24 protein-coding genes are annotated in these 25,181 nt (G+C 68.5%); 13 read left to right on the forward strand and 11 right to left on the reverse strand.

Annotated elements, in window-relative coordinates; genetic code table 11:
* Positions 1-3: 3 nt before the first annotated feature.
* Complete coding sequence (locus ASF53_RS01480; RefSeq protein WP_056192689.1) at positions 4-966, reverse strand: polyprenyl synthetase family protein; 963 nt, start codon at positions 964-966, stop codon at positions 4-6.
* Positions 967-1,002: 36 nt separating this feature from the next.
* On the opposite strand from ASF53_RS01480, the gene mtgA reads away from it, so the two are divergent.
* Positions 1,003-1,788, forward strand: a complete 786-nt coding sequence (gene mtgA, locus ASF53_RS01485) for a monofunctional biosynthetic peptidoglycan transglycosylase (RefSeq protein WP_056192692.1) — start codon at positions 1,003-1,005, stop codon at positions 1,786-1,788.
* A gap of 39 nt (positions 1,789-1,827) precedes the next feature.
* On the opposite strand, the gene ASF53_RS01490 is transcribed toward mtgA, so the two are convergent.
* Positions 1,828-2,163, reverse strand: a complete 336-nt coding sequence (locus ASF53_RS01490; protein ID WP_056192695.1) for a hypothetical protein — start codon at positions 2,161-2,163, stop codon at positions 1,828-1,830.
* A 30-nt stretch (positions 2,164-2,193) separates the two neighbouring features.
* On the opposite strand from ASF53_RS01490, the gene ASF53_RS01495 reads away from it, so the two are divergent.
* Positions 2,194-2,778 (forward strand): GyrI-like domain-containing protein, encoded by a 585-nt coding sequence (locus tag ASF53_RS01495; RefSeq protein ID WP_286134088.1) that lies wholly within the window; start codon positions 2,194-2,196, stop codon positions 2,776-2,778.
* A 37-nt stretch (positions 2,779-2,815) separates the two neighbouring features.
* On the opposite strand, the gene ASF53_RS01500 is transcribed toward ASF53_RS01495, so the two are convergent.
* Together ASF53_RS01500 and ASF53_RS01505 are read right to left on the reverse strand one after the other, a co-directional pair.
* Positions 2,816-4,219 carry a deoxyribodipyrimidine photo-lyase gene (locus ASF53_RS01500; RefSeq protein ID WP_056192701.1) on the reverse strand — a complete coding sequence of 468 codons (1,404 nt, stop codon included), beginning with the start codon at positions 4,217-4,219 and terminating at the stop codon, positions 2,816-2,818.
* 521 nt (positions 4,220-4,740) lie between these two features.
* Complete coding sequence (locus ASF53_RS01505; protein ID WP_056192703.1) at positions 4,741-5,850, reverse strand: TRAP transporter substrate-binding protein; 1,110 nt, start codon at positions 5,848-5,850, stop codon at positions 4,741-4,743.
* A 134-nt stretch (positions 5,851-5,984) separates the two neighbouring features.
* Between ASF53_RS01505 and ASF53_RS01510 the strand changes: the two genes are divergently transcribed.
* Positions 5,985-6,560: a tyrosine phosphatase family protein gene (locus ASF53_RS01510; RefSeq protein WP_056192705.1), complete on the forward strand. Its 576-nt coding sequence runs from the start codon at positions 5,985-5,987 to the stop codon at positions 6,558-6,560.
* Between the two features lie 21 nt (positions 6,561-6,581).
* Here the strand turns inward: ASF53_RS01510 and ASF53_RS01515 are convergent, their stop codons facing one another.
* The 4 genes from ASF53_RS01515 to ASF53_RS01530 form a co-directional block, all read right to left on the reverse strand.
* Complete coding sequence (locus ASF53_RS01515) at positions 6,582-7,706, reverse strand: branched-chain amino acid ABC transporter substrate-binding protein (protein WP_056192708.1); 1,125 nt, start codon at positions 7,704-7,706, stop codon at positions 6,582-6,584.
* A 360-nt stretch (positions 7,707-8,066) separates the two neighbouring features.
* Complete coding sequence (locus tag ASF53_RS01520) at positions 8,067-9,362, reverse strand: polysaccharide biosynthesis/export family protein (RefSeq protein ID WP_286134040.1); 1,296 nt, start codon at positions 9,360-9,362, stop codon at positions 8,067-8,069.
* Between the two features lie 182 nt (positions 9,363-9,544).
* The gene (locus ASF53_RS01525; RefSeq protein ID WP_056192711.1) at positions 9,545-11,017 is read right to left on the reverse strand and encodes an LTA synthase family protein; all 1,473 of its coding nucleotides are present in this window, start codon (positions 11,015-11,017) and stop codon (positions 9,545-9,547) included.
* A 7-nt stretch (positions 11,018-11,024) separates the two neighbouring features.
* Positions 11,025-12,974 carry a capsular polysaccharide export protein, LipB/KpsS family gene (locus ASF53_RS01530; protein ID WP_056192714.1) on the reverse strand — a complete coding sequence of 650 codons (1,950 nt, stop codon included), beginning with the start codon at positions 12,972-12,974 and terminating at the stop codon, positions 11,025-11,027.
* Between the two features lie 362 nt (positions 12,975-13,336).
* On the opposite strand from ASF53_RS01530, the gene ASF53_RS01535 reads away from it, so the two are divergent.
* Genes ASF53_RS01535 through ASF53_RS01545 form a run of 3 tightly spaced genes read left to right on the forward strand, consistent with a single transcriptional unit; the run spans position 13,337 to position 16,313 of the window.
* Complete coding sequence (locus tag ASF53_RS01535) at positions 13,337-14,644, forward strand: capsule polysaccharide biogenesis protein (RefSeq protein ID WP_056192716.1); 1,308 nt, start codon at positions 13,337-13,339, stop codon at positions 14,642-14,644.
* Between the two features lie 44 nt (positions 14,645-14,688).
* Entirely contained in the window at positions 14,689-15,456 is a 768-nt protein-coding gene (locus ASF53_RS01540; protein WP_056192720.1) for an SDR family NAD(P)-dependent oxidoreductase, read from the forward strand.
* Positions 15,456-16,313 carry a formyltransferase family protein gene (locus ASF53_RS01545; RefSeq protein ID WP_056192723.1) on the forward strand — a complete coding sequence of 286 codons (858 nt, stop codon included), beginning with the start codon at positions 15,456-15,458 and terminating at the stop codon, positions 16,311-16,313. Before ASF53_RS01540 ends, ASF53_RS01545 begins: the two co-directional genes overlap by 1 nt.
* A gap of 3 nt (positions 16,314-16,316) precedes the next feature.
* On the opposite strand, the gene ASF53_RS01550 is transcribed toward ASF53_RS01545, so the two are convergent.
* Complete coding sequence (locus ASF53_RS01550) at positions 16,317-17,597, reverse strand: O-acetylhomoserine aminocarboxypropyltransferase (protein ID WP_056192728.1); 1,281 nt, start codon at positions 17,595-17,597, stop codon at positions 16,317-16,319.
* Positions 17,598-18,004: 407 nt separating this feature from the next.
* Between ASF53_RS01550 and petA the strand changes: the two genes are divergently transcribed.
* The 4 genes from petA to ASF53_RS01570 all read left to right on the forward strand — a co-directional run bounded on the left by petA (position 18,005) and on the right by ASF53_RS01570 (position 21,880).
* Positions 18,005-18,553 carry a ubiquinol-cytochrome c reductase iron-sulfur subunit gene (gene petA / locus ASF53_RS01555; RefSeq protein WP_012253951.1) on the forward strand — a complete coding sequence of 183 codons (549 nt, stop codon included), beginning with the start codon at positions 18,005-18,007 and terminating at the stop codon, positions 18,551-18,553.
* A 34-nt stretch (positions 18,554-18,587) separates the two neighbouring features.
* The gene (locus ASF53_RS01560) at positions 18,588-19,880 is read left to right on the forward strand and encodes a cytochrome b (protein WP_056192730.1); all 1,293 of its coding nucleotides are present in this window, start codon (positions 18,588-18,590) and stop codon (positions 19,878-19,880) included.
* A 21-nt stretch (positions 19,881-19,901) separates the two neighbouring features.
* A complete protein-coding gene (locus ASF53_RS01565) occupies positions 19,902-20,795 on the forward strand; it encodes a cytochrome c1 (RefSeq protein WP_056192732.1) in 894 nt (297 codons plus the stop codon).
* Positions 20,796-21,004: 209 nt separating this feature from the next.
* Entirely contained in the window at positions 21,005-21,880 is an 876-nt protein-coding gene (locus tag ASF53_RS01570) for an S-methyl-5'-thioadenosine phosphorylase (protein WP_056192735.1), read from the forward strand.
* A gap of 96 nt (positions 21,881-21,976) precedes the next feature.
* Here ASF53_RS01570 and ASF53_RS01575 read toward each other — a convergent pair whose 3' ends face one another.
* The gene (locus tag ASF53_RS01575; RefSeq protein ID WP_056192737.1) at positions 21,977-22,240 is read right to left on the reverse strand and encodes a YARHG domain-containing protein; all 264 of its coding nucleotides are present in this window, start codon (positions 22,238-22,240) and stop codon (positions 21,977-21,979) included.
* 35 nt (positions 22,241-22,275) lie between these two features.
* Complete coding sequence (locus tag ASF53_RS01580) at positions 22,276-23,181, reverse strand: metallophosphoesterase (protein ID WP_056192741.1); 906 nt, start codon at positions 23,179-23,181, stop codon at positions 22,276-22,278.
* A gap of 223 nt (positions 23,182-23,404) precedes the next feature.
* Between ASF53_RS01580 and hisB the strand changes: the two genes are divergently transcribed.
* Genes hisB through hisH form a run of 3 tightly spaced genes read left to right on the forward strand, consistent with a single transcriptional unit; the run spans position 23,405 to position 25,177 of the window.
* Complete coding sequence (hisB, locus tag ASF53_RS01585) at positions 23,405-23,992, forward strand: imidazoleglycerol-phosphate dehydratase HisB (RefSeq protein ID WP_056192744.1); 588 nt, start codon at positions 23,405-23,407, stop codon at positions 23,990-23,992.
* A 22-nt stretch (positions 23,993-24,014) separates the two neighbouring features.
* The gene (locus tag ASF53_RS01590) at positions 24,015-24,518 is read left to right on the forward strand and encodes a DUF2628 domain-containing protein (RefSeq protein ID WP_056192746.1); all 504 of its coding nucleotides are present in this window, start codon (positions 24,015-24,017) and stop codon (positions 24,516-24,518) included.
* Positions 24,515-25,177 carry an imidazole glycerol phosphate synthase subunit HisH gene (hisH, locus tag ASF53_RS01595; RefSeq protein ID WP_056192749.1) on the forward strand — a complete coding sequence of 221 codons (663 nt, stop codon included), beginning with the start codon at positions 24,515-24,517 and terminating at the stop codon, positions 25,175-25,177. Before ASF53_RS01590 ends, hisH begins: the two co-directional genes overlap by 4 nt.
* Positions 25,178-25,181: the final 4 nt, after the last annotated feature.

The following is a 25,181-nucleotide window of genomic DNA, read 5'->3' on the forward strand; positions in this document are numbered from 1 at the left end:
GAATCAGGCCTTGCGCGCCACGGTGAAGCGGGCGGCGTCCTTGAGCACCTGCGCCCGCTCGCCCCAGGGGGCGACGGCGTCCTCGCAGACCGCCACCAGCCGGTCGCACTCGGCCCGCGCGCCGTCGAGGCCGAGGCGGTCGACCAGCGTCGCCTTGCCGGCATCCTTGTCCTTGCCGGTGGCCTTGCCCATCGCTTCCGGGGAGGCTTCGCGGTCCAGGATGTCGTCGGCAACCTGGAAGGCTTGGCCCAGCGCCTTGCCGTAGCGCAGGAGGGCTGCCCGCTCATCCGCATTCGCGCCACCGACCAAGGCGCCGGCCTCGACGGAGAAGGCGAGGATCGCCCCGGTCTTCATCGCCTGCATCCGCAGGGTGTCGTCGATATCCATGGTGGTCGGGCCGAAGCGCCCCTCGGCCGAGAGATCGAGGAGCTGGCCGCCGACCATGCCGCCGAGCCCGGAGGCGCGGGCGAGGCCGAGCACCAGTTCCGCCCGGATCGCCGGATCGGGCTGCCAGCGCGGATCGGCGGTGACCTCGAAGGCCAGCGTCTGGAGCGCGTCGCCGACGAGGATCGCGGTGGCCTCGTCATAGGCCTTGTGGACGGTCGGCTTGCCGCGGCGCAGGTCGTCGTCATCCATCGCCGGCAGGTCGTCGTGGACGAGGCTGTAGCAGTGGACGAGTTCGACGCCGGCACCGGCCGCGAGCGCCGCATCCTCGGCCCCGCCGAGCATCCGCGCGGTCTCGATGGCGAGGAAGGGCCGCAGCCGCTTGCCGCCGCCGAGCACGGCGTGGCCCATCGCCTCCATCAGCCGGGGCGGGCGGGCGATCTCGCCGGGCTGCAGGGTCGGCCCGAGTAGATCGACGAGGAAGGTCTCGACCATGTCGGCGACCTGAGCGAGCCTGTGGGTAAAGTCACCCGTATAGGCGTCCGCCTTGACCGAGGGGTGGGAAGCCTGCGTTGAGGTCATCGGAACTGGCCTGGATCGGGGAGGGGCGGACGCGACGTGGCGGTGCCGGAGGAGAGCGAGGCGGAACGGCACGGGCGCGACCTGCGGAGGATTCCTTCGCCGAAGCCCCTCGCGAGGACCCCCGCGTCGCGGAATTCCACCCCGAGGCGTCGAACCGGGTTGCGGCGCGCCGCCACCCTGATCACGCTCGCTCCCATTGCCGTTCTTGCCTTCACGCTCACGCTCGCGCTCGTCTATAGCGTGGCGACCCCGCCCTCAACCCTGATGCTGGGCCGTTGGTTGACGCTCCAGGGCGCTGAGCGGGACAGCGTAAAGCTTGAGGCGATCGCCCCGGCCTTGGTCCAGGCGGTGATGGCCTCCGAGGACCAACGCTTCTGCCTGCATCACGGTGTCGATTGGAGCGCCCTGCGCGACGTGGTGGATGACGAGGAGGGCCCGAGCCGCGGCGCCTCCACCATCACCATGCAGACGGTCAAGAACGTCTTCCTCTGGCCGGGCCGCTCCTACCTCCGCAAAGGGCTCGAAATCCCGCTTGCGGTGATCGCTGACGCGGTCTGGGGCAAGCGCCGGACGATGGAGATCTATCTCAACGTCGCCGAGTGGGGGGAGGGCATCTTCGGGGCCGAGGCTGCCGCCCGCCACTGGTTCCGCAAGAGTGCGCGCGACCTGACCCGCAACGAGGCCGCCTTGCTCGCTGCCGTCCTGCCGAATCCGATCCTGCGCAGCGCCGGCAAGCCGACCCGCGGGGTGCGGGCGATTGCCGGGCGCATCCAGAACCGGATGGGGCAGGTGGATGGGCTGATGGGATGTTTGAAGCGGTAGCGATCGGCTTGCGAGCCTCGCCGCCGGGGGCCTCGACGCTCACAGGAGCGAATGGATCCGATCGACGTAAACAAGCGGGTTTTCGCCGAGATCGAAGCAGACCGAGACGTGGCCGTTCGGTCGGTCGATGACGAGTTGATGAAAATGCCCGTAGCCGACGATGACGTAGCGGGCGCCGCCACAATCGACATTTCCCCGCTGCTTTGCCAATTTCAATAGAACGGGATTGATGAACAGCTCCTCGTACTTGTCGGATTCCGGCGAGGACGCGTCGGGCAAATCCCCTCGCTGCCTCATCTGCACCGCCGCGTCGGCATAGATCGCGACGTAACGGATTGAGGGGCTGAGGCGAAATATTTCGTCAAAAATGGCCATCGATTGCTCATGAGCAAACTTGATTTGAAGGTGCGCTACAAGGATCTGTATCGCGCATCGACGCGTGACTTCTCGGAAGTATTGGTGCCGCCCTTGAACTTCGTCAAGGTCGATGGCGCGGGAGATCCCAACACCGTCAGCGCCTACCGCACGGCCGTCACGGCGCTCTACGGCGTGAGCTACGCCATGAAGTTCGCCGCCAAGGCGCTCGGATGCGACTACGTGGTGCCGCCGCTGGAAGCCCTCTGGTGGTCGGACGATCCGTCCAGCTTCGTCCGGCGTGAGAAGGACCGGTGGTGTTGGACCGTCATGATCGCGGCTCCGGACTTCGTCAGGAAGGCGATGTTCGAGAGCGCGGTGATGCCGACAGAGCGTAAGCTCGGCGCGTTGCCGGGCTCTTTGCGCTTAGAGCCTTACTTGGAAGGCCGCGCGCTACAGATCCTGCATATCGGGCGCTACGACGACGAAGGGCCGACGCTCAGCCGCTTGCATGACGAGGTCATGCCGGGCCGGGGCGAGACCTTCAACGGCCCGCATCACGAGATCTACCTCAGCGATCCCCGCAAGACGGAGCCCGCCAAACTGAAGACGATCCTGCGCCAGCCGATCCGATAGGGTGCTTGGAGGCGCTCGCAGGTCGTCGGATTTCGTCTCAATCCTGCTCCGCCTCGCATAACCGCTTCACCGCCCGCTCATAGCCCTTCGCGTCGAACTTCCTGAGGGAGTTCTCGCTCTGATAGCGCACGCTCCCAAAGACCTTGCGGGTCTGCCAGGGGCGGTCGTGCAGGCCGAAGATCCAGGCGACGTTGGTGAAGGAGTTCGCGTCGCGCCCGTCGAGGAAGTAGCGGTTGTTGAGTCGCAGCGTCCGGGCGAATGCCTCCTCCGGCGAGGGCGACCATTCGAGGATCTTCTTGCCCCAGTACATGCGCAGCTGGTTGTGCATGTAGCCGGTCTCGCGCATCTCGCGCATGGCCACGTTCCAGTAATGGTCGTGGGTCTTCCCCGCCGCCAGCTCCTCCTCGGAATAGAGTTTCGGGCGCTCGTCGTCGGCATGCTCGGCGAGGGTCTTGCGGGCCCAGTCCGGCACGGCGCGGGCGTAGTCGTTATAGCCCTGCGTCTGGAAGACGTGGTTCATCGCCAGTTCGCGCCGGACGATCAGCTCTTCGAGATAGGCCGAGCGGTCGTCCTCGTCGGCGTCCTTCGCGGCGCGGATCGCCAGCGCGATCTCGACCGGCGAGATATGCCCGAAATGCAGGTAGGGGCTCATATGCGAGGCGGCCCCGGCCTCCGGCTTGTTGCGCCCGGCGCCGTAGCCGGCGAAGGCATCCTCTAGGAAGCGCTCGAGATGCCCCGCGGCCTCGGTATAGCCGCCGCGAAAGCGCTTCACCGGGCCGACCGTGGTGTCGAGCGTCAGCTTCGCGAGAAGCTTTTCCGGGTCCGAAACGTCGAGCCCGTCCTTCAGCTTCAGCCGGTCGATCAGCCCCTCGGCCGGGTGATCGACCCTGCGCGGCTTCACCGGTTCGAGATAGTCGTCCCAGAGCTTCCGGAGCTTCGGGCGCAGGGTGCGCGCGGCGTATTCGTGCTTTGTCGAAGCGGTCTCGAGCGGCACCACCACATCGCCTTCGACCTGAACGATCCGGCATTGCACCGCCCGCTCGATCTCGCCGTACCAGTGCTTCTGAATCGCGAGGTAGCCGCGGTCGAGCACCAGCAGCGCGGCGCCCGCGGAGAGGTCGATGGCGATTTCGGCCGGCGTCGCCCGGCGCAGGAGGAAGGCGATGCCGCGTTTCTCCAGGGCGGCGGCCGCATCGGCGAGCCCCTGCAACAGGAAGGCGTAATGCCGGGCATTGGCCTCGGGGAAGCCGTTGGCGCCGTCGAGCAGGCCGAAGCAGACAAGGAGCGGGAGCTTGAGGCGGTTGGCCTCCTCGATCGCCGCTTCCAGCGCCGGATTGAACGGGACGCGCATGGCCTGCTGCATCAGGTAGAGCACGTAATCGCCGCCCGCGCGCGGCGGCACGTCGTTCAGCACCCGGATGCGGGCCGGTTGGATCGCCATTACTCGAAAATGCCCCCGCCTCGGCTGTCTTCCGTCCCGCCCGTCTCCGCCGCGGTGGCCGGTCGCGCCGATTCGGGCCCCGCTTTCCGCTTCGCGGGTTCGGACGTCCCGTCGGGGCAGGGAATGCATCAGGGCAGAAAATGTTGCATCGGGCCCGACGCGCCCTCCGCCTCGGTGCGTCGCCCGTGCGGGTCAGAAATCGCTAACGGTTTCAAGGATCTGTCGCGCGCGAAAACAATGTGCGCGTCTCAATTTACTGCATAGAGAGCCGCGATCATTGCAGCCAGGCTTCGAAATCATCTGCGGCATTTGAGTGACAGACCCCGACCGACGTGTGCCTCCACACGTGCAAACGCGATCATTGCCGACGAAGCGACTTGCAAAATCCTGGGCGACGATCATTTTGTGCATTGCGGGAACGCAGACGGCGTCTGCCTCCCGCTGCCCTCCTTGGGCGTTTCCTCCCTAGACTTCGGGCCGCCCTCACGGGCGGCTTTTTTTTGTCTTAAGTCCGGGGCGGATTATCCGCGGGCGCGGGCGCGGATCATGAAGTTGTCGTAGGTGTATTCGGCCACTTGGAACCAGAGGTATTCCTCGTTCCGGAAGGTCTTCATCGCGTCGTAGATCCGCTTGAAGTCCGGATTCTTGGCCGAGAGGTCGGCATAGACCTCGTTCGACGCCTTCAAGGCCGCTTCCATCACGTCCTGCGGGAAGGGGCGGAGCTGCGCGCCGCCCGAGACGAGCCGGCGCAGGGCCTGCGGGTTGCGCGCGTCGTAGCGGGCCTGGACGTCGGCATTCACCTGAGCCGTCGCCGCCTGAAGGATGGCGCGATAGGATTTCGGCAGGCCCTTCCAGGCGTCGGCATTGATCCAGAAGTGCAGCAGGGCGCCGCCCTCCCAGAAGCCGGGATAATGGTAGATCGGCGCGATTTTCTGTAGGCCGAGCTTCTCGTCGTCGTGCGGGCCGATCCATTCGGCCGCATCGAGCGCCTTGCTCTCCAGCGCGGCATAGATCTCCGGCCCCGGCGTCGCCTGCACCGCCGCGCCGAGTTTGGCCAGCACCGTCGCGCCGAGCCCGCCGACACGCAGCTTGAGTCCTTGGAGGTCGCCGACGGTCTTGATCTCCTTGCGGAACCAGCCGCCCATCTGCGCCCCGGTATTGCCGCCGGGCAAAGCCACCAATCCGTTCTTGGCGAAGATCTCGGCGAACAGCTCCGCCGCGCCGCCCTGAAGCCACCACGCGTTCTGGCCGCGGGCGTTGAGCCCGAACGGCATCGCGGTGGCGAGGGCGAAGGCGGCGTTCTTCGCCATGCCGAAGCTGGCCGGTGCGTGGCCCATCTCGGTCTTGCCGCTTCCGACCGCATCGAGCAGCCCCTCGGCGGGGACCGACTCGCCCGCGGCCGAGACCTGGATCTGGAAGCGCCCGTCGGTCGCCTCGGCCACCGCCTTCGCGAGGCTCTCGGAGGCACCGAACAGGATGTCGAGATTGCGCGCATAGCCCGAGGTCAGGCGCCAGCGCAGCTCCGGCGTCGGTTGCTGGGCCTGGGCCGGGCTCGCCAGGGATCCGGCGGCGCTCAATCCGGCACCGAGGCCGGCGGTCAACAGGGCGCGGCGTTGCACGGACTTTTCCATGGATCTCCCGGCTCGTCCCGATCGCTCGGCCGCCCTTCCGCGGGCAGACCGTTGCCATACACGTGAAGCCCGCCATCCGGAAACCGGGGCAGGCCCCGTCGCCTCGCGCGGCGCGGCGTGATAGCAGGCTCGGCGTGAACACCGAAAAGCTCCACCTCCACACCGTCTGCGGCCTCGACGAACTCGTCGAGCATCAGACCCGCGGCGTCAGCCACGTCCTGTCGATCCTCGATCCCGATCGGGCGGACCCGGAGGCGTTCGGTGCCTACGGCACCCACCGACGCACCATCCTGCGGTTCCACGATGCCATCGAGCCGGCGCCGGGCGTCGTCCTGCCGGAGCGCGAGGACGTCGAGAAGATCCTGGCCTTCGGCCGCGCCGCCATCGCCGATGGCGGCGAGATCCACATCCTCGTCCATTGCCATGTCGGCATCTCGCGCTCGACCGCGGCCCTCGCGACCCTGTTCGCCGAGGCCGAGCCCGACACGCCGGCGCAGGACCTCGTCGCCCGCCTCCACGCCCAGCGGGAGAAGGCCTGGCCGAACGCGCGCATGATCGCGTTTGCCGACGAGATGCTCGGGCGGCAGGGCAGCCTCAGCGAGGCGGTGCGCCGCCTGCACGCGCTGCAACTGCGCAAGCGCCCGCAACTCGATCAGGTGATGCGCGACCTCGGCCGCGGCGCGGAAGTGGATGCGGCCCTGCGCGACTGACGGTCTGGCGGTTCGCCGGCGTCAGTTCGATTTGGCCGGTGTGAAGTTGCCGTCGCGCCAGACGTAGAGCACGTAGCCCTGGGCGGTGATGTCGCCCTTGTTGTCGAAGCCGACAGGGCCGAGCACCAGATCGAAGCGCTCGCCATGCAGGGCCTTGGCGATGGGCGCGGGCTCGGTGCTGTGGGCGAAGTTGCCGGCCTCCACCAGGGCCTGGAGCGCGGCGTAGCCGTAGATCATCGAGCCATCCGCCTCGACGCCTTGCGCCTTGAACGCGGCCACCACGCCTTGCGCCTCGGGCTTGCGGCTCGGATCGAGATAGAAGGTCATCAGCACGCCGTTGCTGGCGGGGCCGGCGATCTTGGCGAAATCCGGTGTGGCGATGGCCGAGGTGCCGAACCATTGCGGGCGAAAGCCCCGCTCGGCCGCGATGCGAACCAGCCGGCCCATCTCCTGCGCGTCGCCGCCGTAATAGACCACATCGACATTCGCCGCCTTCAGCCGGTCGGCGAGAGCCACGTCGTCGGCATCGCTCGGCTGGAAGGCCGTCGCCATCGCCTCGTTGACGCCGATGCGGTTGAGGTTGTCCTTGGTCGCCGCCGCGAGGGTGCGCGAGGCCGGGGAGAGGTCGTTGAGGATGGCGATCTTCCGGTCGCGGAACCGCTCGGCGAGGATCGCGGCCGAGAGCTTGGCCTGATCGTCGTCACGGCCGCAGACCCGGAAGATCGTCGGCAGGCCGCGATCGGTCAGCTTGGCGGCGACCGAGGCCGCGGTGATCATCACGATTCCGTTGGCGGCGTAGACATCGGAGGCCGCGAGCGACGCATTCGAGCAGACATGGCCGACGACGAGCCGCACGCCCGTATTCACGTAGTGGTTGGCCACCGCCACGGCCTGATTCGAATCGCAGGAATCGTCCTGCACATCGAGCACGATGGTCTCGCCGTTGATGCCGCCCTTCGCGTTGGCGTCCCGCGCTGCCGCCTCGACGCCGCGCAGCACCTGCGCGCCGACGGTGACGTAGGGGCCGGTGCGCGGCACCGCGACGCCGACCTTGACCTCCGCCGCGGCCGGCACGGCCGAGAGGAGGAACCCGGCCAGCAACGCGAGCGAGGCCGAACCGAGGGCGAGGGGGCGTCGGACCGTCATGGCGCCTCTTTCCCAGCCCGCTGCCCCTTTGCCAAGGTCTGCCGGTCCGGACTGTTGTCGTCTGTCAGGACGGCCGTCCTGTGCCGGCACCCGTTTCGGGACCGGCACGGCCGCGCATCCGGCATCAGCTTCGCTGCATGGAATGACGCGGGCTGGGCCTTTGGCAAGTCGCGATCTCGTTGAAACGGGGCGGCCTTTCGCGGAAGCGAGGGGGCATGCAGGGTCCATTCGGACCCCCATGCCACCCGGACGATGGTCCTAGAGCAACGGCCTGGATGCTGGATCCAGGCCAAAGCTTCAGGCTCACCTTCTCGCATCGACTTTTCCCGAAGGCCGGCGGCCACGGTTCGGGACGACGCTTTACCGCGTGACGGTGTAGATCGAGGCRCCCGCRGCGATGGGCGAGGCCACGGTCGAGAACACGCTCAGCACCTTGCCGAGCTCGGCGAACGGCGAACTCGACACGTAGACGAGGTCGCGGTTCCGCATGCGGAAGCTCTGGGTCAGGAACATTCGTGCGATGGGCGAGGCCACGGTCGAGAACACGCTCAGCACCTTGCCGAGCTCGGCGAACGGCGAACTCGACACGTAGACGAGGTCGCGGTTCCGCATGCGGAAGCTCTGGGTCAGGAACATGCCCTGCGCATCGCGCAGGTTGACCCGGTACACCACCGGCACCTGCGGCGAGGACAGCAGCGGCGAGTTCGGCCGCAGCCGCCGCACCACCGCCGCGGGCTCGTAGCGGAAGATGAACACGCCCGCCGGATCGGCCTGGAACTCGCGCAGGCCGGATGCGCGTGCCAGAGCCTGCGACAGCGTCAGCCCGTCGGCCGTGAACGGCACCTCGGTGGTGTTGCCGAGCGCACCCACGGCCAGGAAGGTCTGCGGGTCACGTACCAGGGTCAGCGTATCGTCGGGACGCACGAAGATGTTCTCGCGCGGGTTCGAAACCACCGTGGTCATCGGCACGGTGACGGTGCGGTTGCCGCGCGAGAGCCGCACGAAGGTCTCGGCCACCGGGGTGCGCACGCCGCCGGCCTGGGCGATGACGTCGAGCAGACGGTCGCCACGGCCCGAGAGCGGCACGCGCTTGCCCATGGCCGCCTCACCGGAGACGGTGACCGATTGCGAGACCGGCTTGGTGACGGAGACGAGCACCTGCGGCTGGATCGCCTTGCCGGCGAGTTCGGTCTCGATCAGCGCCTGGACGTCCTGGGTACGGCGCCCAACGACCTTGATCCGGCCGGCATAGGGAACGGTGATGCCGCCATCGGGCCCGACCACCTGTTCGGGGATCGTGGCCGACTTCGAGCCGGCCGAGAAGCGGTCGGACACGAGCGGGCCGGAGAACAGGCCGCCGGCCCCGGCCTCCCAGACCTGAACCGCCACCGAGTCGCCGACACCGATCACCGGCTCGACGGAGGGGCGATGGTCGCCGAAGGTGACGAGGAGGCTGTCGAGGGGGCGGGTGCGCAGGGCCTCGACGAGGGCCGGGGTGATGTCGATGATTTCGTAGCGGGCGAACAGGCCTTCGGCGGTGGCGACGTCGGCGCCGCTCTCGATCGCCGAGGTGGTCGGCCCTGCGGCCGGCAGGATCGAGCATCCCGGCAGGGCGAGGGCGGCGGCAAGGATCGCCAGGGCCGCAGCGCACTTCATCGGAGACTCCATCCGGGCCGAGGCGGGGCGCAAAGCCACGTCCGTTCCCTTTCCGATAGCCACGCAGTCACTGCGATCCATTGAATACGGGCCCCGGCCTGATGCTTGATTGACGCGTACGATGCGCCGACGGCCGCCGAGGGCTCACGCAGCAATGCGTCACCACCGTGGCATGGCTACGCTTATCCCCCAAATCCTGAACGTTTCGGGGTGACGGCGTCCCGCAGGACACAGCCGAGCTGTGCCGCGGTGAGATCGATCCGGGCGGGAGCCGGGCCACCGTCCCGGCCGAAACGGAACAGGGCATAGTCCGTCGCGACCGGGCCGGCTTCCGGTGGGCGGAGGTCCGGCAGCGAGGGCGCATGGTCGCCGAACACGCAGAGCGTCGCCCGCCGCCCGGCGAGCCCGTCGATCAGCCGCTCGATCGATTGGCCGGTATGGGCGACGTGGTGGAGGTACTGCGCCAGCGGCTCATCGATGCCGGTGAGCCGGCCCGGCTTCCAGGGTCCGTGATTCTCCATCGTGACGGAGAACACGAAGGTGCGCCCCCGGTCCTTCGCCACCTCCGCCAGGATGCGGTCGGCGACGGCGACGTCGCCGACATAAGGCCCGATCCGAGGCGCCTCCGAGAAATCCTCCTCCATGACGAGGCGCTCGAAGCCGAGGCGCTCAAACACCCGAGCCCGATCGAAGAAGTCGCGGTGGAAGGGGTGCACGAACACCGTCTCGAACCCGGCGGCACGGGCGAGCCGAGCGAGGCTGGTCGGCTCCTCGCCCTTGCGCGCGAGGTAGGGGTCGTAGCGGCCGAAGCCGAGGCTTTCGGGGCCGAGGCCGGTGAGCACGGCGTGCTCCGAGCGCATGGTGTAGGCGCCATGCGCGGGAACCGCGAGGCGGCCGTACTGCGCCGCCTGCGCCCGGATCCGCGCCATCGCCGGAAGATCCGGACCGCCGAGGCGGGCGGGATCGAGGAAGGATTCGAGCTGGACCACGACGACGATTTCATCGTCGGGGCTGCCTTCCGCCCGCGCCGGCACCGGCCGCGCATCATCCTCGCCGAGGCGGCGCAGCCCGTAGCCCATCATCGTCGCGACGAGCCCGTAGCGGGCGACGTCGCGGGCGAGGTCCGGATGCGGGAAGATATGGCGCAGAGCCCGCTGCCCCGGCGACGTCAGGCCCGCGAGCGCGAGGGCCGCCAATGCGGCTGGCAGGCCGAGGATCGCGAGGATGGACGCAGCCGTCCCGCCCGGCAGCGCGGCGGGTTCCAGGACGTACCAAGCGAAGACGGCGGAGAGGGCGAGCAGCAGAGGCCCGGCGATCCGCAGATCGGTGAGCGGCAGGGTGTAATACAGCTGCGGGTGGCGCGGCACCTGGGCGAGCAGCGCAAGATCGCTGAACACCACCGGCTCGCCGATTACCCGGCGTTTCAGCCGGTCCACCACCGAGAGGATCGCCAGCGTCAGCAGGCAGGAGGAGGCGGCGAGCCAGGGCCGCCACGAGAACTGGAACCAGAACAGCGTGATCAGCGCGTAGCCGGCGGCCCGGATCGCCAGATCGCCCGGCCGGAGGCTCGGACGCTGCGGTGAGGCCGCCGCCTCGATGGCGAAGGCGCCTATGAGCGCGACCGCGAGGGGCACGAGGTAGGTCGCGAGGCTCATGCTGTCTTTAGCGGCCGGATTCACTGCGCACGCCGCGTCGGGCGCGCAGGCGGCGTATGACCGGATTAATCAGGGCGTAGCGCAGCCGCATCGTCGCGTGACGGACCGCGCCGAGGGCGAGGCGCGAGGGCGGTGCCGCGGCCCGGGCCTCGCTGAGCCGGTCGAGCAGTTGCTCGGGCGTGCACGGCTTCATCGCCACCGGATCGAGATAGAGCGGGTAGAGGATCAGCGCGCCCGCCACCAGGGCGTCGAGGGACAGGGTGCGGCCGCGGTCGGCCCCCGGTGCCAGATCCTCGGTCAGCCCCCAGCCGGCGTAGAAGGGGCGGCCGTGGACGGCGACGCTCAGTCCCCGGATCAAGGCCTCGAAGCCCGATAGCGAGGTCATGGTCTCGACATGGTGGCAGCGGTCGAGCAGGTCGACGATTGAGAGACCGCCGACGACGCGGTCGGCGAGCTGCCGCACCTCCTCCTCCGGGATCGTGCCGGGCCGGAACCCGGCCTCGACATCGGGATGCGGCTTGTAGAGCAGGAAGGCGTCCGGGTTGCGGGCGCGGGCGGCCCGCAGCAGGGCGAGGTTGCCGCGCACCTCTGGCGAACCGGTCAGCACCGAGGCGTCGTCCTCGACCTGGCCCGGCACGAGCACGATCCGCCGGTCCGTGGGCCAATCCTCGCCGACGCCTTCGAGACCGACATTGTACTTGCTCAGGCGCCGCGCCACGATCGACTCGCGCAAGGCGGCGGCACGGGCGGTCAGGCCGGGTGAGAATTCGGCCTCCTTCAGCGTGCGGGCCAGCCGGCTCTCCACCCGCGGGTCGTAGTAGATGCCGAGATCGTCCACGACGATGGAGGCGCCCGGCTCCAGGCTGGCGCCGAGACCGACCGAGCGCAGGAAGCCGTCCTCGATCCGCGCGAAAGGCAAACCGGCCTCCGCGCAGAGGCGCGGAAGCTGCTCCGGGCAGCGTGTCGCCCAGGCCTGAACCCGGCCGCCCTGCGAGCGGGCGAGCGCCACCGCCTCGTCCGCGGTCATGGTGTGCAGCGGTGGTCCCGCCGGCCCGGTGGCAAAGACATCGAGCGCGGCCCGCTTCCACCCGGACACGCCGACGAGGACGACGCGGCGGTCATTGCCGAGGAAGCGGTCGCGCAGCCAGGCCACGCGTTCCACCGCATCCGCGAGCGGGATCGGCCGGCGCGTCCACGGATCGAAGCCGTGCACGCCGACGCCGTAACGCAGCGCTAGGAACGCCGCCGCATCCGCCGGGCGCGGACCCGCAGCCGGGTCGGAACAATGGGCCTCGAAGCCGGCCAGCGCCGCCTCGCAGGCCGCGTCCCACCGCGCGACGTGTATGCGTGCGGCGTGAGGAAACAGCAGCCAGGGATCGGCCGGGGCCGCGATCACGGTCAGCCGCGGATCGGCGGGCGCCCCATCCGGCGGGCAGCCGTCGGGGCCGGCGGCGACGAAGCGCGTCCCCGGATTCTCGGTAAGAAGCCGCGTCAGGAAGGCTCGCAGGGCCACGCTCGATGCGGCCGTCTGCGGATCGATCAGGGCGAGGGCGGGCGGCGCATCCCCCGAGAAGAGGTCCGCCGCGACATCCGGAAGCGAGCGGGCGAAACGGTTGAAGCCGGCGAGGCCGCGCGCGCGCAGGAGGTCGCCGAAATCCGGGGAGGGGGGCTCGCCTCCGAGGGGCCGGCCGGCATAGCTCAGCCGAAGGCTCGAAAGGCCGGCCTCCGGCGAATCGTAGGGGCTGAGCAGCGGGCCCGGTGTCACCCGCAGAACCGCCTTGCCGTCCGGTGTCGTCGCGGACCACAAAGCCGGCGGGCCGGGGGAGCGGAAGGTCAGCGACGCGCCCGTCGCCGCCTCGATCTGCGCGCGCAGAAGCCGAACCGACCGGCCGAGCGGCAGGTAGGAGCGGGGCAGCCCGGTATCCCCTTGCGGCTCGATGGGGCGCAGGTCTGTCATGGCCGTTCGATCATGGCGGGGCCCGCTCCATAGCCCATGCCTCGTCCTTGGCCCAGGCCGGTCCGAGCATGGGCCGCAACTTCCTATGCGCCGACACCGCCGGTACCGCGCGCTGCGGCCTCGCCTGTGAAGAATGCACTTTTCCGGGGATGGATTCGCACCGGACACAACGGAGCCGCAATCTGGCGCGAGAGGTGCCTCGACCGATCGTCACAGCCGTGGCGTGATCGATCGGCAACGGAGGCTGCAAATTCTCTCGGTTTCCTCGCGCAGCGGTTGTCGTACGCGGGGCTGTGGTGAGAGACGTTCGGCCGGATGGTGCAACGCACACCGCTTCACGACTAGGGATTGAGCGCCTGGGAATGTCGCTGCCTCGTGCCAATGCCATAGGCCCCCGCGCCGCCACGTTCCTGTTCCTGCAGGGGATCGCCTCCCCGTTCTTCTCGGTCCTCGGAAACGCCCTGCGCGAGCGCGGCCACGGGGTTCGCCGCATCAATTTCTCGGCCGGCGATTGGTTGTTCTGGCCCTTTCCCGCCGACCATTACCGCGGCAAGCGCGACGGCTGGGACGCCTATCTCGAAGCCTATATCCGCACGCACAACGTCACCGACATCGTGCTGTTCGGCGATTGCCGGCCCTACCATCAGGCGGCGGTGCTCGTCGCCAAGCCGATGGGCGTGCGCATCCACGTGTTCGAGGAGGGCTATATCCGCCCCTACTGGATCACTTGCGAGGCGGGCGGGGTGAACGGCAACTCGACCCTGCCGAAGCGCGCGGAGGAGATCCGGGAGCTGGCCCGCAAGCTGCCGCAGCCCGGACGGGCCATGCCGCTCACTGGAGATATGGGCCGGCGCAGCCTGTGGGATATCGGCTTCAACATCGCCAATATCGGCTTTCCGTACCTCTATCCCGGCTTTCGCACCCACCGGCCGAACCACATCGCCGCCGAATATGCCGGCTGGATCCGGAAGTTCGTGCGCCGCCGCCGCACCCGCCGCGAGGCGGCGCGGGTGAACGAGATCTACCAAGCGATCAACGCCGACTATTTCCTGCTGCCGCTCCAGCTCGACAGCGATTACCAGATCCGCGTCCACTCGCCTTTCCTCGGCGTCGAGGGCTTCATGGACCGGGTGATCGCCTCCTTCGCCAAGCATTCGCAGGCGCCGACGCGTCTCTTGGTGAAACTGCACCCCCTCGACAGCGGCATCATGAACTGGCGCAAGCGCGCCCGCCAATCGGCCAAGCGCCACGGCTGCAACGACCGGCTCGACTTCATCGACGGCGGTGACCTGCCCAAACTCATCGACGGCAGCCGCGGCGTCGTGCTGGTGAACTCCACCGTCGGGATGCTGGCCCTGGAGCGCGGACGGCCGACGCTGGCCTTCGGCTCGGCGGTCTACAACCTGCCGGGTCTGACCCATCAGGGCGACATCGACACGTTCTGGCGCGATCCGCAGGCGCCTGACGCGGCGTTGATGCAGGATTTCTTCCGGGTCGTCATGAACCGCACCCAGATCAATGGCGGCTACTTCTCCCGCTCGGCGATCGAGCGGGCGGTGGCCGGTGCCGTGCCCCGTCTCGAAGCGGCGCTTCCGCCGGCCGCGCTGGCCGCCGCCCGCGACACGCTGGAGCAGGCCGGGCGCGACGAAAGCCTCTCCCCCGCCTATTGATCGCCGGCCTACGACCCGGCTCCTCAGCGGAAAGACCCCTCTCCTTGCCCGTCATCCTCATCACCGGCGCCTCCAGCGGCATCGGCGCGGCCCTCGCACGTTTCTACGCCGAGACGGGGGCGAACCTTGTGCTCACGGGCCGCGATCGGGAGCGGCTGGAGGCGGTGGCGCAAGATTGCCGGACGCGTGGGTCCGCGGTGGTGACGCGGCGGATCGACGTGCGCGAGCGGGAGGCGGTCGGCGCCTGGATCCGCGAGACCGATGCGGCGACGCCCCTCGATCTCGTCATCGTCAACGCGGCGGTGAACGGGGGGCACCCGTCCGGTGGCCTGGAGACCGAGGCGACGGCCTTCGAGACGGCCGATATCAACCTCACCGGGGCGCTCAACGTGATGCTGCCCTGCGTGACCCTGATGAGCGGGCGCGGCCGGGGGCAGATCGCGCTGATCTCCTCGCTGGCGGCCTACGCGCCGCTGCCCGATGCCCCGGCCTATAGCGGAGCCAAGGCGGCGTTGCTCGCCCACGGCCTCGCGCTCCGCCAGAAGCTGAAACCCCTCGGCGTGCGCGTCAGCGTGGTGACGCCGGGCTACGTCAAGACGCCGATGGGTGGCGTCATCAAGGGCTGGCGCCCCCTCGAAATGACGGCGGACGAGGCCGCTTCCCGCATCGCCCGTGGGCTGGAGCGCGATCAGGACGTCATCGCTTTCCCGGCGATCCTCGCCGCGCTCGCCCGTGGCGCGCTGTTGGTGCCCGAATGGTTGCGCAGCGCGGGGCTGAGCGGCGTCCGATTCCGCAACCGGCCGCGGCGCTGATGCCGCCCCTTCGGATCGCCCTGTTCGCGCTGGAGGCGCTGCCGAACGCCCGCGCTGTGCGGCGCTTCGTGGCGGATCACGCGGCGGCGATCGCCTTTGTCGGCCTCTCCAATGCCGAGCGGCCGTCGAACGGCGGGCTCGTCGGTCAGGTCCGGCGGCATCTCGCCCGGTCTGGCCCCGGCTTCCTTCCCTATCTCGGCGTCAATTTCGGGCTGCCGGACCTGCTGCGCCCGCTCTCACCCTTCTCTCAGCGCCTCGCCGGCAGCCGCGAGACGCCCGAGGCGACGCCGCTCGCCGCCCTCTGCCGCCAGTTCGATATCCCGGCCTTGCGCGTCGATGACGTGAACGGCGAGGCGGTGGCTCAGGCCTTCGCGGCGCACGCGCCCGACCTGATCGTCACCTTCCATTTCGACCAGATTCTCTCCGCAGCGACGCTCGCGCGGGCGCGGCTCGGCGGAATCAATCTCCATCCGAGTCTGCTGCCGCTCCATCGCGGACCGGTGCCGGCGATCCACGTGCTGGCGGACGGGAAGGGGGAATTCGGCGTCACCGTCCACCGCCTCGCGCCCGCGATCGATGCCGGGGCGATCCTGGCCCAGGAGGCAGTCGCGCTGCCCGACGGCACGACGGCGACGCGCGCGGCCGTGCGGCTGCACGAGCATGGTCGCACTCTGGTCGATCGCGTGCTCGGCGAGATTGCTGCCGAAGGAGCGATTCCGGCGGGTCGAACCGTCCCGGTGCTGCCCTATCGCGGCTTTCCCGACCGGGCGCTGTTGGCGCGGATGCGCCGCGACGGCCAACTTCTCACCGACGGGCAGGACTTGCGGGACGCACTGACGCTGTCCCGCAAGGGGTAAGGCTCACACCCGCAGGGCGGCGTCGAGATCGTCGATGAGATCCTGCGCATCCTCGATACCGATCGAGAGACGCACGACCTCGGGGCCGGCGCCGGCCGCCCGCTTCTGCTCGTCCGTGAGCTGGCGGTGCGTGGTCGAGGCCGGGTGGATCACCAGCGAGCGGGTGTCGCCGATATTGGCGAGATGGCTGAAGAGCTGGAGGTTCGAGACCAGTTTCACACCGGCCTCGTAGCCGCCCTTGAGACCGAAGGTGAACACAGCGCCTGCGCCTTTCGGCGTGTAGCGTTGCGCGAGCGCGTGGTAGCGGTCGCTCTCCAGGCCGGGATAGCTCACCCAATCGACGTTGGCGTGGTCCTTGAGGAAGGTCGCCACCTTCAGCGCGTTGTCGGAATGGCGCTGCATCCGGAGCGGCAGGGTCTCGATGCCGTTGAGGATCAGGAAGGCGTTGAACGGCGACAGCGACGGCCCGAGATCGCGCAGGCTCAGCACGCGCACGGCAATGGCGAAGCCGAAATTGCCGAAGGTCTCGGCCAGCACCATCCCGGCATATTCCGGCCGCGGCTCCGACAGCATCGGGTAGCGCGCATCGCCCTGCCACTGGAACGTGCCGCCATCGACGATGAGGCCGCCGATGGAATTGCCGTGGCCGCCGAGAAACTTGGTGGCCGAATGCACGACGATGTCGGCGCCGTGCTCGAATGGCTTGATCAGGTACGGCGTCGCCATCGTGTTGTCGACGATGAGCGGGATGTTGTGCCGCTTGGCGATCACCGAGAGGGCGGCGATGTCGGTGATGACCCCGCCCGGATTGGCGATGCTCTCACAGAAGATCGCCTTGGTGCGCGGGGTGATGGCGCGCTCGAACGAGTCCGGGTCGTCGGTATCGGCCCAGACCACCTGCCAGCCGAAGTTCTTGTAGGAATGATTGAACTGGTTGATCGAGCCGCCGTAGAGCTTGTTGGCCGCGATGAACTCGTCGCCCGGCTGCATCAGCGCGTGCAGGGTCAGGAACTCGGCGGCATGGCCCGAGGCGACGGCGAGCGCGGCGGTGCCGCCTTCGAGCGCGGCGATGCGCTCCTCCAGCACGGCGTTCGTCGGGTTGGTGATGCGGGTGTAGATGTTGCCGAAGGCCTGGAGCCCGAACAGCGAGGCGGCGTGGTCCACGTCGTCGAAGACGAAGCTCGTCGTCTGATAGATCGGCGTCGCCCGCGCGCCCGTGGCCGGGTCGGGGGTCGCGCCGGCGTGGATCGCGAGGGTGTTGAAGCCGGGCTGGCGGTCGGTCATCGAAAAACTCCTCAAGACGCGTCGTTTACGCCCGTGCTCTTCGGCGGTGCAAGCGTTGCGATGTCATGCGACGTCGCGCATCGGACAAAGAGCCGCCGTGCGGAGGCGGGCCCCAGCAGAAGCCGAAAAGCCCGGATGGTGCGCCGGGGTAACGATCGGCAGGGAACGTTGCGGCACTGCACAGCGCTCAAGCGCAGCAGTCTAGACATGTTCGCATCTGACATGTCACAGAGCCGCCCGAACCCAACGGTAATCCGGTGACCCACGGTCGCATTGATTGCCCCGGCGCGATGGTGTCTGCCGTTGCGTCAGTTCTTGAATTTGAAAGCCTTCAAGGTGCGCACGGGCGAAATCGCCGGAGCGCTGCCCAGAAAGGCTCGGTGCGGCGGCTGATCGGGAGGACCACCTTGGCGGACGAAGGGCCTCAGGGCACCAAGCGAGATTTCCTGTTCCTCGCGACAGGAGCGGGATTGGCCGTCGGAGCCGGCGCGGTGGCGTGGCCCTTCGTGGCCTCCATGGCGCCTGACGCGGCCACCGTCGCGGCCGGCGCGCCGCTCGACGTGGATCTCAGCCCGATCCAGGACGGCCAGATCGTCAACGTGTTCTGGCGCGGTAAGCTGATCTTCGTGCGCAAGCTCACGGAGAAGGAAGTCACGGACATGAAGGCCGTGCCGCTCTCCGAGATGATCGACCCGGCCGCCTTCGACACGCGGGTGAAGAAGGGCCACGATCAGTGGCTCGTGAGCTACGGCAACTGCACCCATCTCGGCTGCGTGCCGATCGGTCATTCCGGCAATTACGAGGGCTGGTCCTGCCCCTGCCACGGCTCGCAGTTCGACGCTGTCGGCCGCGTGCGCCGCGGCCCGGCGCCGACCAACCTGCCGATTCCGCCCTACGCCTTCGAGTCCGATACCAAGATCAAGATCGGCGAAGAAGGCGGCAAGGCGGTCGCCTGACAACAGGACACGAGAAGCCGGAGCGGGCAAACCGATGAGCAGCGCACACGCGACCTCGACCTACGTACCCAAGAGCCGCCTCGCGAAGTGGTTCGAGTCACGGCTGCCGCTGGTCGGGCTGGTGCACTCGTCCTTCGTCGCCTTCCCGGTTCCGCGTAACCTCAACTACTTCTGGACCTTCGGCGCGATCCTGATCGCCTTCCTCGGCATCCAGATCATCACCGGCGTCTGGCTGGCGATGCATTACGATCCGAGCGCGGGCAACGCGTTCGAGAGCGTCGAGCACATCATGCGCGACGTGAATTACGGCTGGCTCTTGCGCTACGCGCACGCCAACGGCGCGTCGATGTTCTTCGTGGCGGTCTACGTCCACATCTTCCGCAACCTCTATTACGGGTCCTACAAGGCCCCGCGTGAGGTGCTCTACCTGCTCGGCGTCATCATCTACCTCTTGATGATGGCCACCGCCTTCCTCGGCTACACCCTGCCGTGGGGCCAGATGAGCTTCTGGGGCGCCACCGTCATCACCAACATCCTGGCGGCAATTCCGGTCGTCGGCGACACGATCCAGAGCCTGCTCTGGGGCGGCTACTCGGTCGGCAACCCGACCATCAACCGGTTCTTCTCGCTGCACTTCCTGCTGCCGTGGATGATCGCCGGCGTCGTCGTCCTCCACGTCTGGGCGCTGCACGTGACGGGCCAGAACAACCCGGCCGGCATCCCGATCAAGTCGAGCAAGGACGCCGTGCCCTTCACCCCCTACGCGACCATCAAGGACGTGTTCGCGGTGGTGGTGTTCATGATCCTGTTCGCGTGGTTCATCTTCTACCAGCCGAACTATCTCGGCCACGCCGACAACTACGTCCCGGCCAACCCGTCGGTGACGCCCGCGCACATCGTGCCGGAATGGTACTTCCTGCCCTTCTACGCGATCCTGCGTGCGGTGCCGGACAAGCTCGGCGGCGTGATCCTGATGTTCGGCGCGGTGCTGATCCTGGCCTTCGCGCCCTGGCTCGACACCTCGCGGGTCCGCTCCTGCAACTACCGTCCGGTCTACCGGGTGTTCTTCTGGGTGTTCCTGGTCAACGCCATCATCCTGGGCTGGCTCGGCGCCAAGCCCCCGGAAGGCGGCTACGTCCTCGCCTCGCGGATCTGCACCGTCTACTACTTCGCCCACTTCCTCATCGTCATGCCGCTGGTGGGCCTGTTCGAGACGCCTGACCGCCTGCCGGGCTCGATCCTCGAGACTGTGACCGGTCCGGGCAAGCAGGTGAGCGGGTCCGGCATGCCCGCGGGTGCTGCGGCCGAACCGGCCAAGCGCGCCTAAGGCTCGAGGGAGAGAACAACGATGCGCATCGCACGCCTCTTCGCCGCGACCCTGCTCGCGGCCTCCCTCGGTGCCGGCTCGGCTCTCGCCGAGGACGGACACGGCACCAACCCGCCGCGGGAAAAGTGGAGCTTCGCCGGCATGTTCGGCCGGTTCGACCAGGCGCAGCTCCAGCGCGGCTTCCAAGTCTACAAGGAAGTCTGCGCGAGCTGCCACTCCATGCGGCTGGTCGCCTTCCGCAACCTCGCGGAGCCGGGCGGACCCGGCTTCACGGAAGGGCAGGTCAAGGCGCTCGCCGAGACCTACAGCGTCAAGGAACTCGACGATTCCGGCGCCGAGAAGGAGCGTCCCGCGCGTCCGGCCGACCGCTTCCCGTCGCCCTTCCCGAACGACAAGGCGGCGGCCGCGGCCAATGGCGGCAAGGCGCCGCCGGACTTCTCGGTTCTGGCCAAGGCGCGCACCTACGAGCGCGGCTTCCCGCTCTTCGTGTTCGATGCGCTGCCCTTCACCGGCTATTCCGAGCAGGGCGTCGATTACATCCACGCGCTCCTGACCGGCTACGAGGAGGCCCCGAAGGGCTTCACGATGCCGGACAGCGGCTACTACAACAAATACTACCCCGGCCACGTGATCGCGATGCCGCCGCCGCTCAGCGACGGCCAGCTCACCTATCCGAAGAACGACAAGGGCGAGCCGGTCGTGCCGGAGACGGCGGACCAATACTCGCGCGACGTGTCGGCCTTCATGGCCTGGGCGGCCGAGCCGCACATGATGGCCCGCAAGGCCCTGGGCCTTCGGGTGATCCTGTTCCTCTTCGTCCTGGCGGGTCTGCTGTTCTACGTGAAGAAGCAGGTCTGGAAGAAGGTCGGCGGCGAGGTGCACGGCCTCCAGCCCGAGCTGCACAAGACCTACTGAGCGAACGCTCCCCCCATCGAACCGACGAACGGGCCCCTCGCGGGCCCGTTTGCGTGTCGGGGAACGCCTACGGTAAAGGTTCGGCATCGCCGGACGAGCCGATTCGGGCGCATTCAAAACGTCATCACCGGGATTTACGACGCGTTGCGCAACGGAGGCGCGGCGTGCGGTCCGGCCTTGGCGACAGGCGACACACAAGGGTTTCTTGCATGACGGCAGCGGTTCTCGGCGTGATCGGCGGCTCGGGCGTCTACGACCTGCCCGGCCTCGAGGATGTCCGCGAGGAGGCGATCACGTCGCCCTGGGGCGAGCCCTCCGACGCGCTGCGCATCGGCCGTATCGGTGGGACCAAGGTGGTGTTCCTGGCCCGCCACGGGCGCGGCCATCGCTTCTCGCCCACTGGCATCAACTACCGCGCCAATATCGACGTGATGAAGCGCGCGGGCGTGACCGACATCGTGTCGCTCTCGGCCTGCGGCTCATTCCGCAACGAGCTGCATCCCGGCCTGTTCGTGCTGGTCGATCAGTTCGTGGACCGCACCTTCGGCCGCGCGACCTCGTTCTTCGGCAATGGCTGCGTCGCCCACGTGCCCTTCGCCCACCCGGTCGGGCCGCTGCTGCAGAGGCGCATCGCCGCCGCGGCGGAAGCCGAGGGCATCACGGTCCATAAGGGCGGCACCTATGTCTGCATGGAGGGGCCGCAATTCTCCTCCATGGCCGAGTCGAAGCACTACAAGGCCGCGAATTTCGACGTCATCGGCATGACCAACATGCCGGAAGCCAAGCTCGCCCGCGAGGCCGAGATCACCTACGCGACCATCGCCATGGTGACGGATTACGATTGCTGGCATCCGAGCCATGACAGCGTGGACGTGGCCTCGGTGATCGCCGTCGCCCGCGCCAATGCCGACAAGGCGGCCCAGCTCGTCTCCCGCGTCGCCCGCGACTTCCCCGAAGAGCGCGAGGATTGCCCGGCGGGCTCGCATCGGGCGCTGGACGGCGCGATCATGACAGCGCCTGCGCACCGCGACCCCGCCCTGTTGGCCAAGCTCGACGCAGTGGCCGGGCGTGTGCTGAACGGCTGACCGCAGCCTGCCGCATCCATCGACGACGCGCCTTCCTCTCTCCGTATGCGGGAAGAGGGAGGCGCTCGCCGTAATGGCCTGCGACTTCAAAAGAGTTCAGCGCGCGCAGCCGTTCTCGCGTTCCTGGCGCTGGATATCGGCGATGTCGGCGCGCTGGCGGGCGGAGAGCGGCACGTCGGCCAGCGCATCGTATTTGCAGCCGGAATTGCCGAAGGCGCGGATTGCCCGCTCGGTGCGGAAGCAATAGCCCGCATCCTTGTAGATCCCGTTGCGCTCGCCCCACAGCTCGTCGCAGGGGAAGGCCGCCAGGGCAGGCGATGCGGTGAGCGACACGAGAACGGCGGCGGCGAGGAAACGCATGGATGGTGCTCCGAGCCGTCGGAGCACGGGCGTCCTCAGGCGGTCTTGAGGGTCAGTGAGCGGCTCGGCTCACGGCCGAACCCGCGGATTTCCAGTCGGTTGCCCGCAATCTCCACCACGGCAAAGGCCGAGCTGTCCGGCGTGTCTACCATGCCGTGAAAGTTGACGTAGTGGATTCCGTCACGCTCGGCGTAGTTGCCCGCGTGATTGTGGCCGTTGAAATAGGCGATGACGTGCGGCTGCCCCGCGAGCAGTCCGGTGATCCGGCCGGCATCCCAGAGATTGTGGGGGTTGTCGGGCGCGATCGGGTAATGGTTGAGCACGACGACCCGCTCGCCGGCCGTCCGCGCCGCCGTCAGCCTGCGCTCCAGCCACGCGAATTGTGACTCGCTGAGAGACCCGTTCCAGGGCTTGGCGTTGACGAGCCCCGCCGCCTCGGCCTGCGCCAGGCGCTCCGCCGCCAGCGTCCGGCGCGGATCGTCCGATGGCGGCGCGAACAGCGAGACGTCGTTGCCGTCGAGCACGATGAAGCGGATGCCGGCGACCGCGAAGTCATAGTAAGGGCCCTCCATGCCGAGCAGGCCGGCCACCCGCCCGCGATGTTCGGGCGCCACCTGGAAATCATGGTTGCCGAGCAGGAACCGGGTCTCGTGGCGCAGCGTCCGGTAGATCGGCAGGATCCGGTCGTAGCTCGCCACGTCGCGGTCGATGATGTCGCCGAGCGTCACGACAAAGCGCAGATCCTCCCCGTTCAGGGTGGCGACCGCCGCGCGCATCTTGTCGAGGCTGTTGGCATAATAGCGGCCGAGCGTGAGGTTGGGCGGCGCCTCGGCATATTGCGGGTCGGCGATCACGCCGAAGCGCAGCGGCCCCTCGGCGGCTCCGGCGCGGGAAGCAAGGAGCGCGGCGCTGGCGGCGAGGACGGAACGGCGGGACAGCATGGCAGCTACTCGGCATCGGTGAGCCCGGCAGGCTGGCGCGCCGGCATGACCGGCGGATGACGCCGAGCGCCTTCGCGGGGGCGGTTCACTCGGGATCGCCGCCAAGCGGCTCAAGCAAGACCGTTCAAGACCCTTCCCCCGCCGGGCAAAACCACACTACAAGGCAGGCCCGGCCGGCCGCTGAAGGCCCGCTGCCCGTTCCAGGATCAGACGCCCGTATCCGATGCGTACAGCCAGCATCAGCCGCCGCACGGCAGAGACCGACGTATCCGTCTCGATCGATCTCGACGGCACCGGTAAGGCCACGATCGCGACCGGGGTCGGCTTCCTCGACCATATGCTGGAGCTGTTCGCCCGGCACGGCCTGTTCGACGTGACGGTCAAGGTCGCGGGCGACCTGCATGTCGATCAGCACCACACCACCGAGGATACCGGCATCGCGCTGGGCCAGGCGGTGGCCCAGGCGCTCGGCGACAAGCGCGGCATCGCCCGCTACGCCGACATCCACCTGCCGATGGACGAGACGCTGAGCCGGATCGCGATCGACATTTCCGGCCGTCCGTTCCTCGTGTTCCGCACGAGCTTCCGCGTCGAGAAGATCGGCCAGTTCGACACCGAGCTGGTGCGGGAGTTCTTCCAGGCCTTCGCGATGAATGCCGGCATCACGCTGCACGTCGAGACTCTCTACGGCGAGAACGCGCACCATATTGCCGAGAGCGTCTTCAAGGGGCTGGCCCGGAGCTTGCGGAAGGCCGTCGCCATCGACCCGCGTGAAGAAGGCCGCGTTCCCTCCACCAAGGGATCGCTCTGAGACCATTTGAGGAGGAGCGAGAATGCGGACCTACACGCTGCACGTTCCCGAGGGCTCGGTTCGGGGTGACCCGCGGGCGCTGGAACAGGCGCACCTCGTGCGCGACGGCTTTTCATGGAGCGCCTTCGCCTTCACGGTGCTGTGGTTCCTGCGCCACCGCCTCTGGCTCGCGGCGCTCCTCGTGCTGGTGGGGCTCGTCGGGCTGGCGCTGGCGGGGCGGGCGCTCGGCCTCTCGCCCTTCGCCGCGCTCATCGTGACGGGGCTGGTGAGCCTGCTGATCGGCATGGAGGCGTCGAGCCTGCGCCGCTGGACCTATGGCCGCCGGGGCAAGCCCGCCCAGGATGCGGTGATGGCGGGCTCGCAGGAGGAGGCCGAACTGAAGGCCGCCGCCCGCTGGCTCGATGCCGAGTCGGGTCCGGGCGTCGCCACGATGGGTTTCTCCACGACGGCCGTGAACCGCCCGGCGCATCGCCGCGGCGATGACGGGGTGATCGGCCTTTTCCCCGCGAGCGAGGGTGGACGGTGAGCGAGCAGACCGTCGCGATCATCGATTACGGATCGGGCAATCTCCACTCGGCGGCCAAGGCCTTCGAGCGCGCGGCGCGCGAGGCCGGGCTCGACGGCACCCGCATCGTCGTCACCGACGTGCCGGAAGCCGTGGCCGGGGCCGACCGCGTGGTGCTGCCCGGTGTCGGCGCCTATGCCGATTGCCGCCGCGGCCTCGATGCGGTGCCTGGCATGGTCGAGGCCATGACCGAGGCGGTCCGGGTGCAGGGCAAGCCGTTCCTCGGCATCTGCGTCGGCATGCAGCTCATGGCGAGCCGCGGCCTCGAATACGAGGAGACCGCGGGCCTGAACTGGATTCCCGGCGATGTCGCCCCGATCGAGCCGGCCGACCCGGCGCTCAAGATCCCGCATATGGGCTGGAACACCCTGCATCTCGACCGCGAGCACACGTTGCTGCGCGAGATCGAAATCGGGGAGGGCGGGCTCCACGCCTACTTCGTCCACAGCTTCGCGCTGAAGGCCGCCGAGTCGGCGGACGTGGTCGCCCATGCCGAGTATGGCGGGCCCGTCACGGCCATGGTCGCGCATGACAACATGGCCGGCACCCAATTCCACCCCGAGAAGAGCCAGCGCCTCGGTCTCGCGCTCCTCGGCAACTTCCTGCGCTGGCGCCCCTGAGGGC

It is taken from the genome of Methylobacterium sp. Leaf123, from assembly GCF_001423405.1.
Taxonomy (GTDB): domain Bacteria; phylum Pseudomonadota; class Alphaproteobacteria; order Rhizobiales; family Beijerinckiaceae; genus Methylobacterium.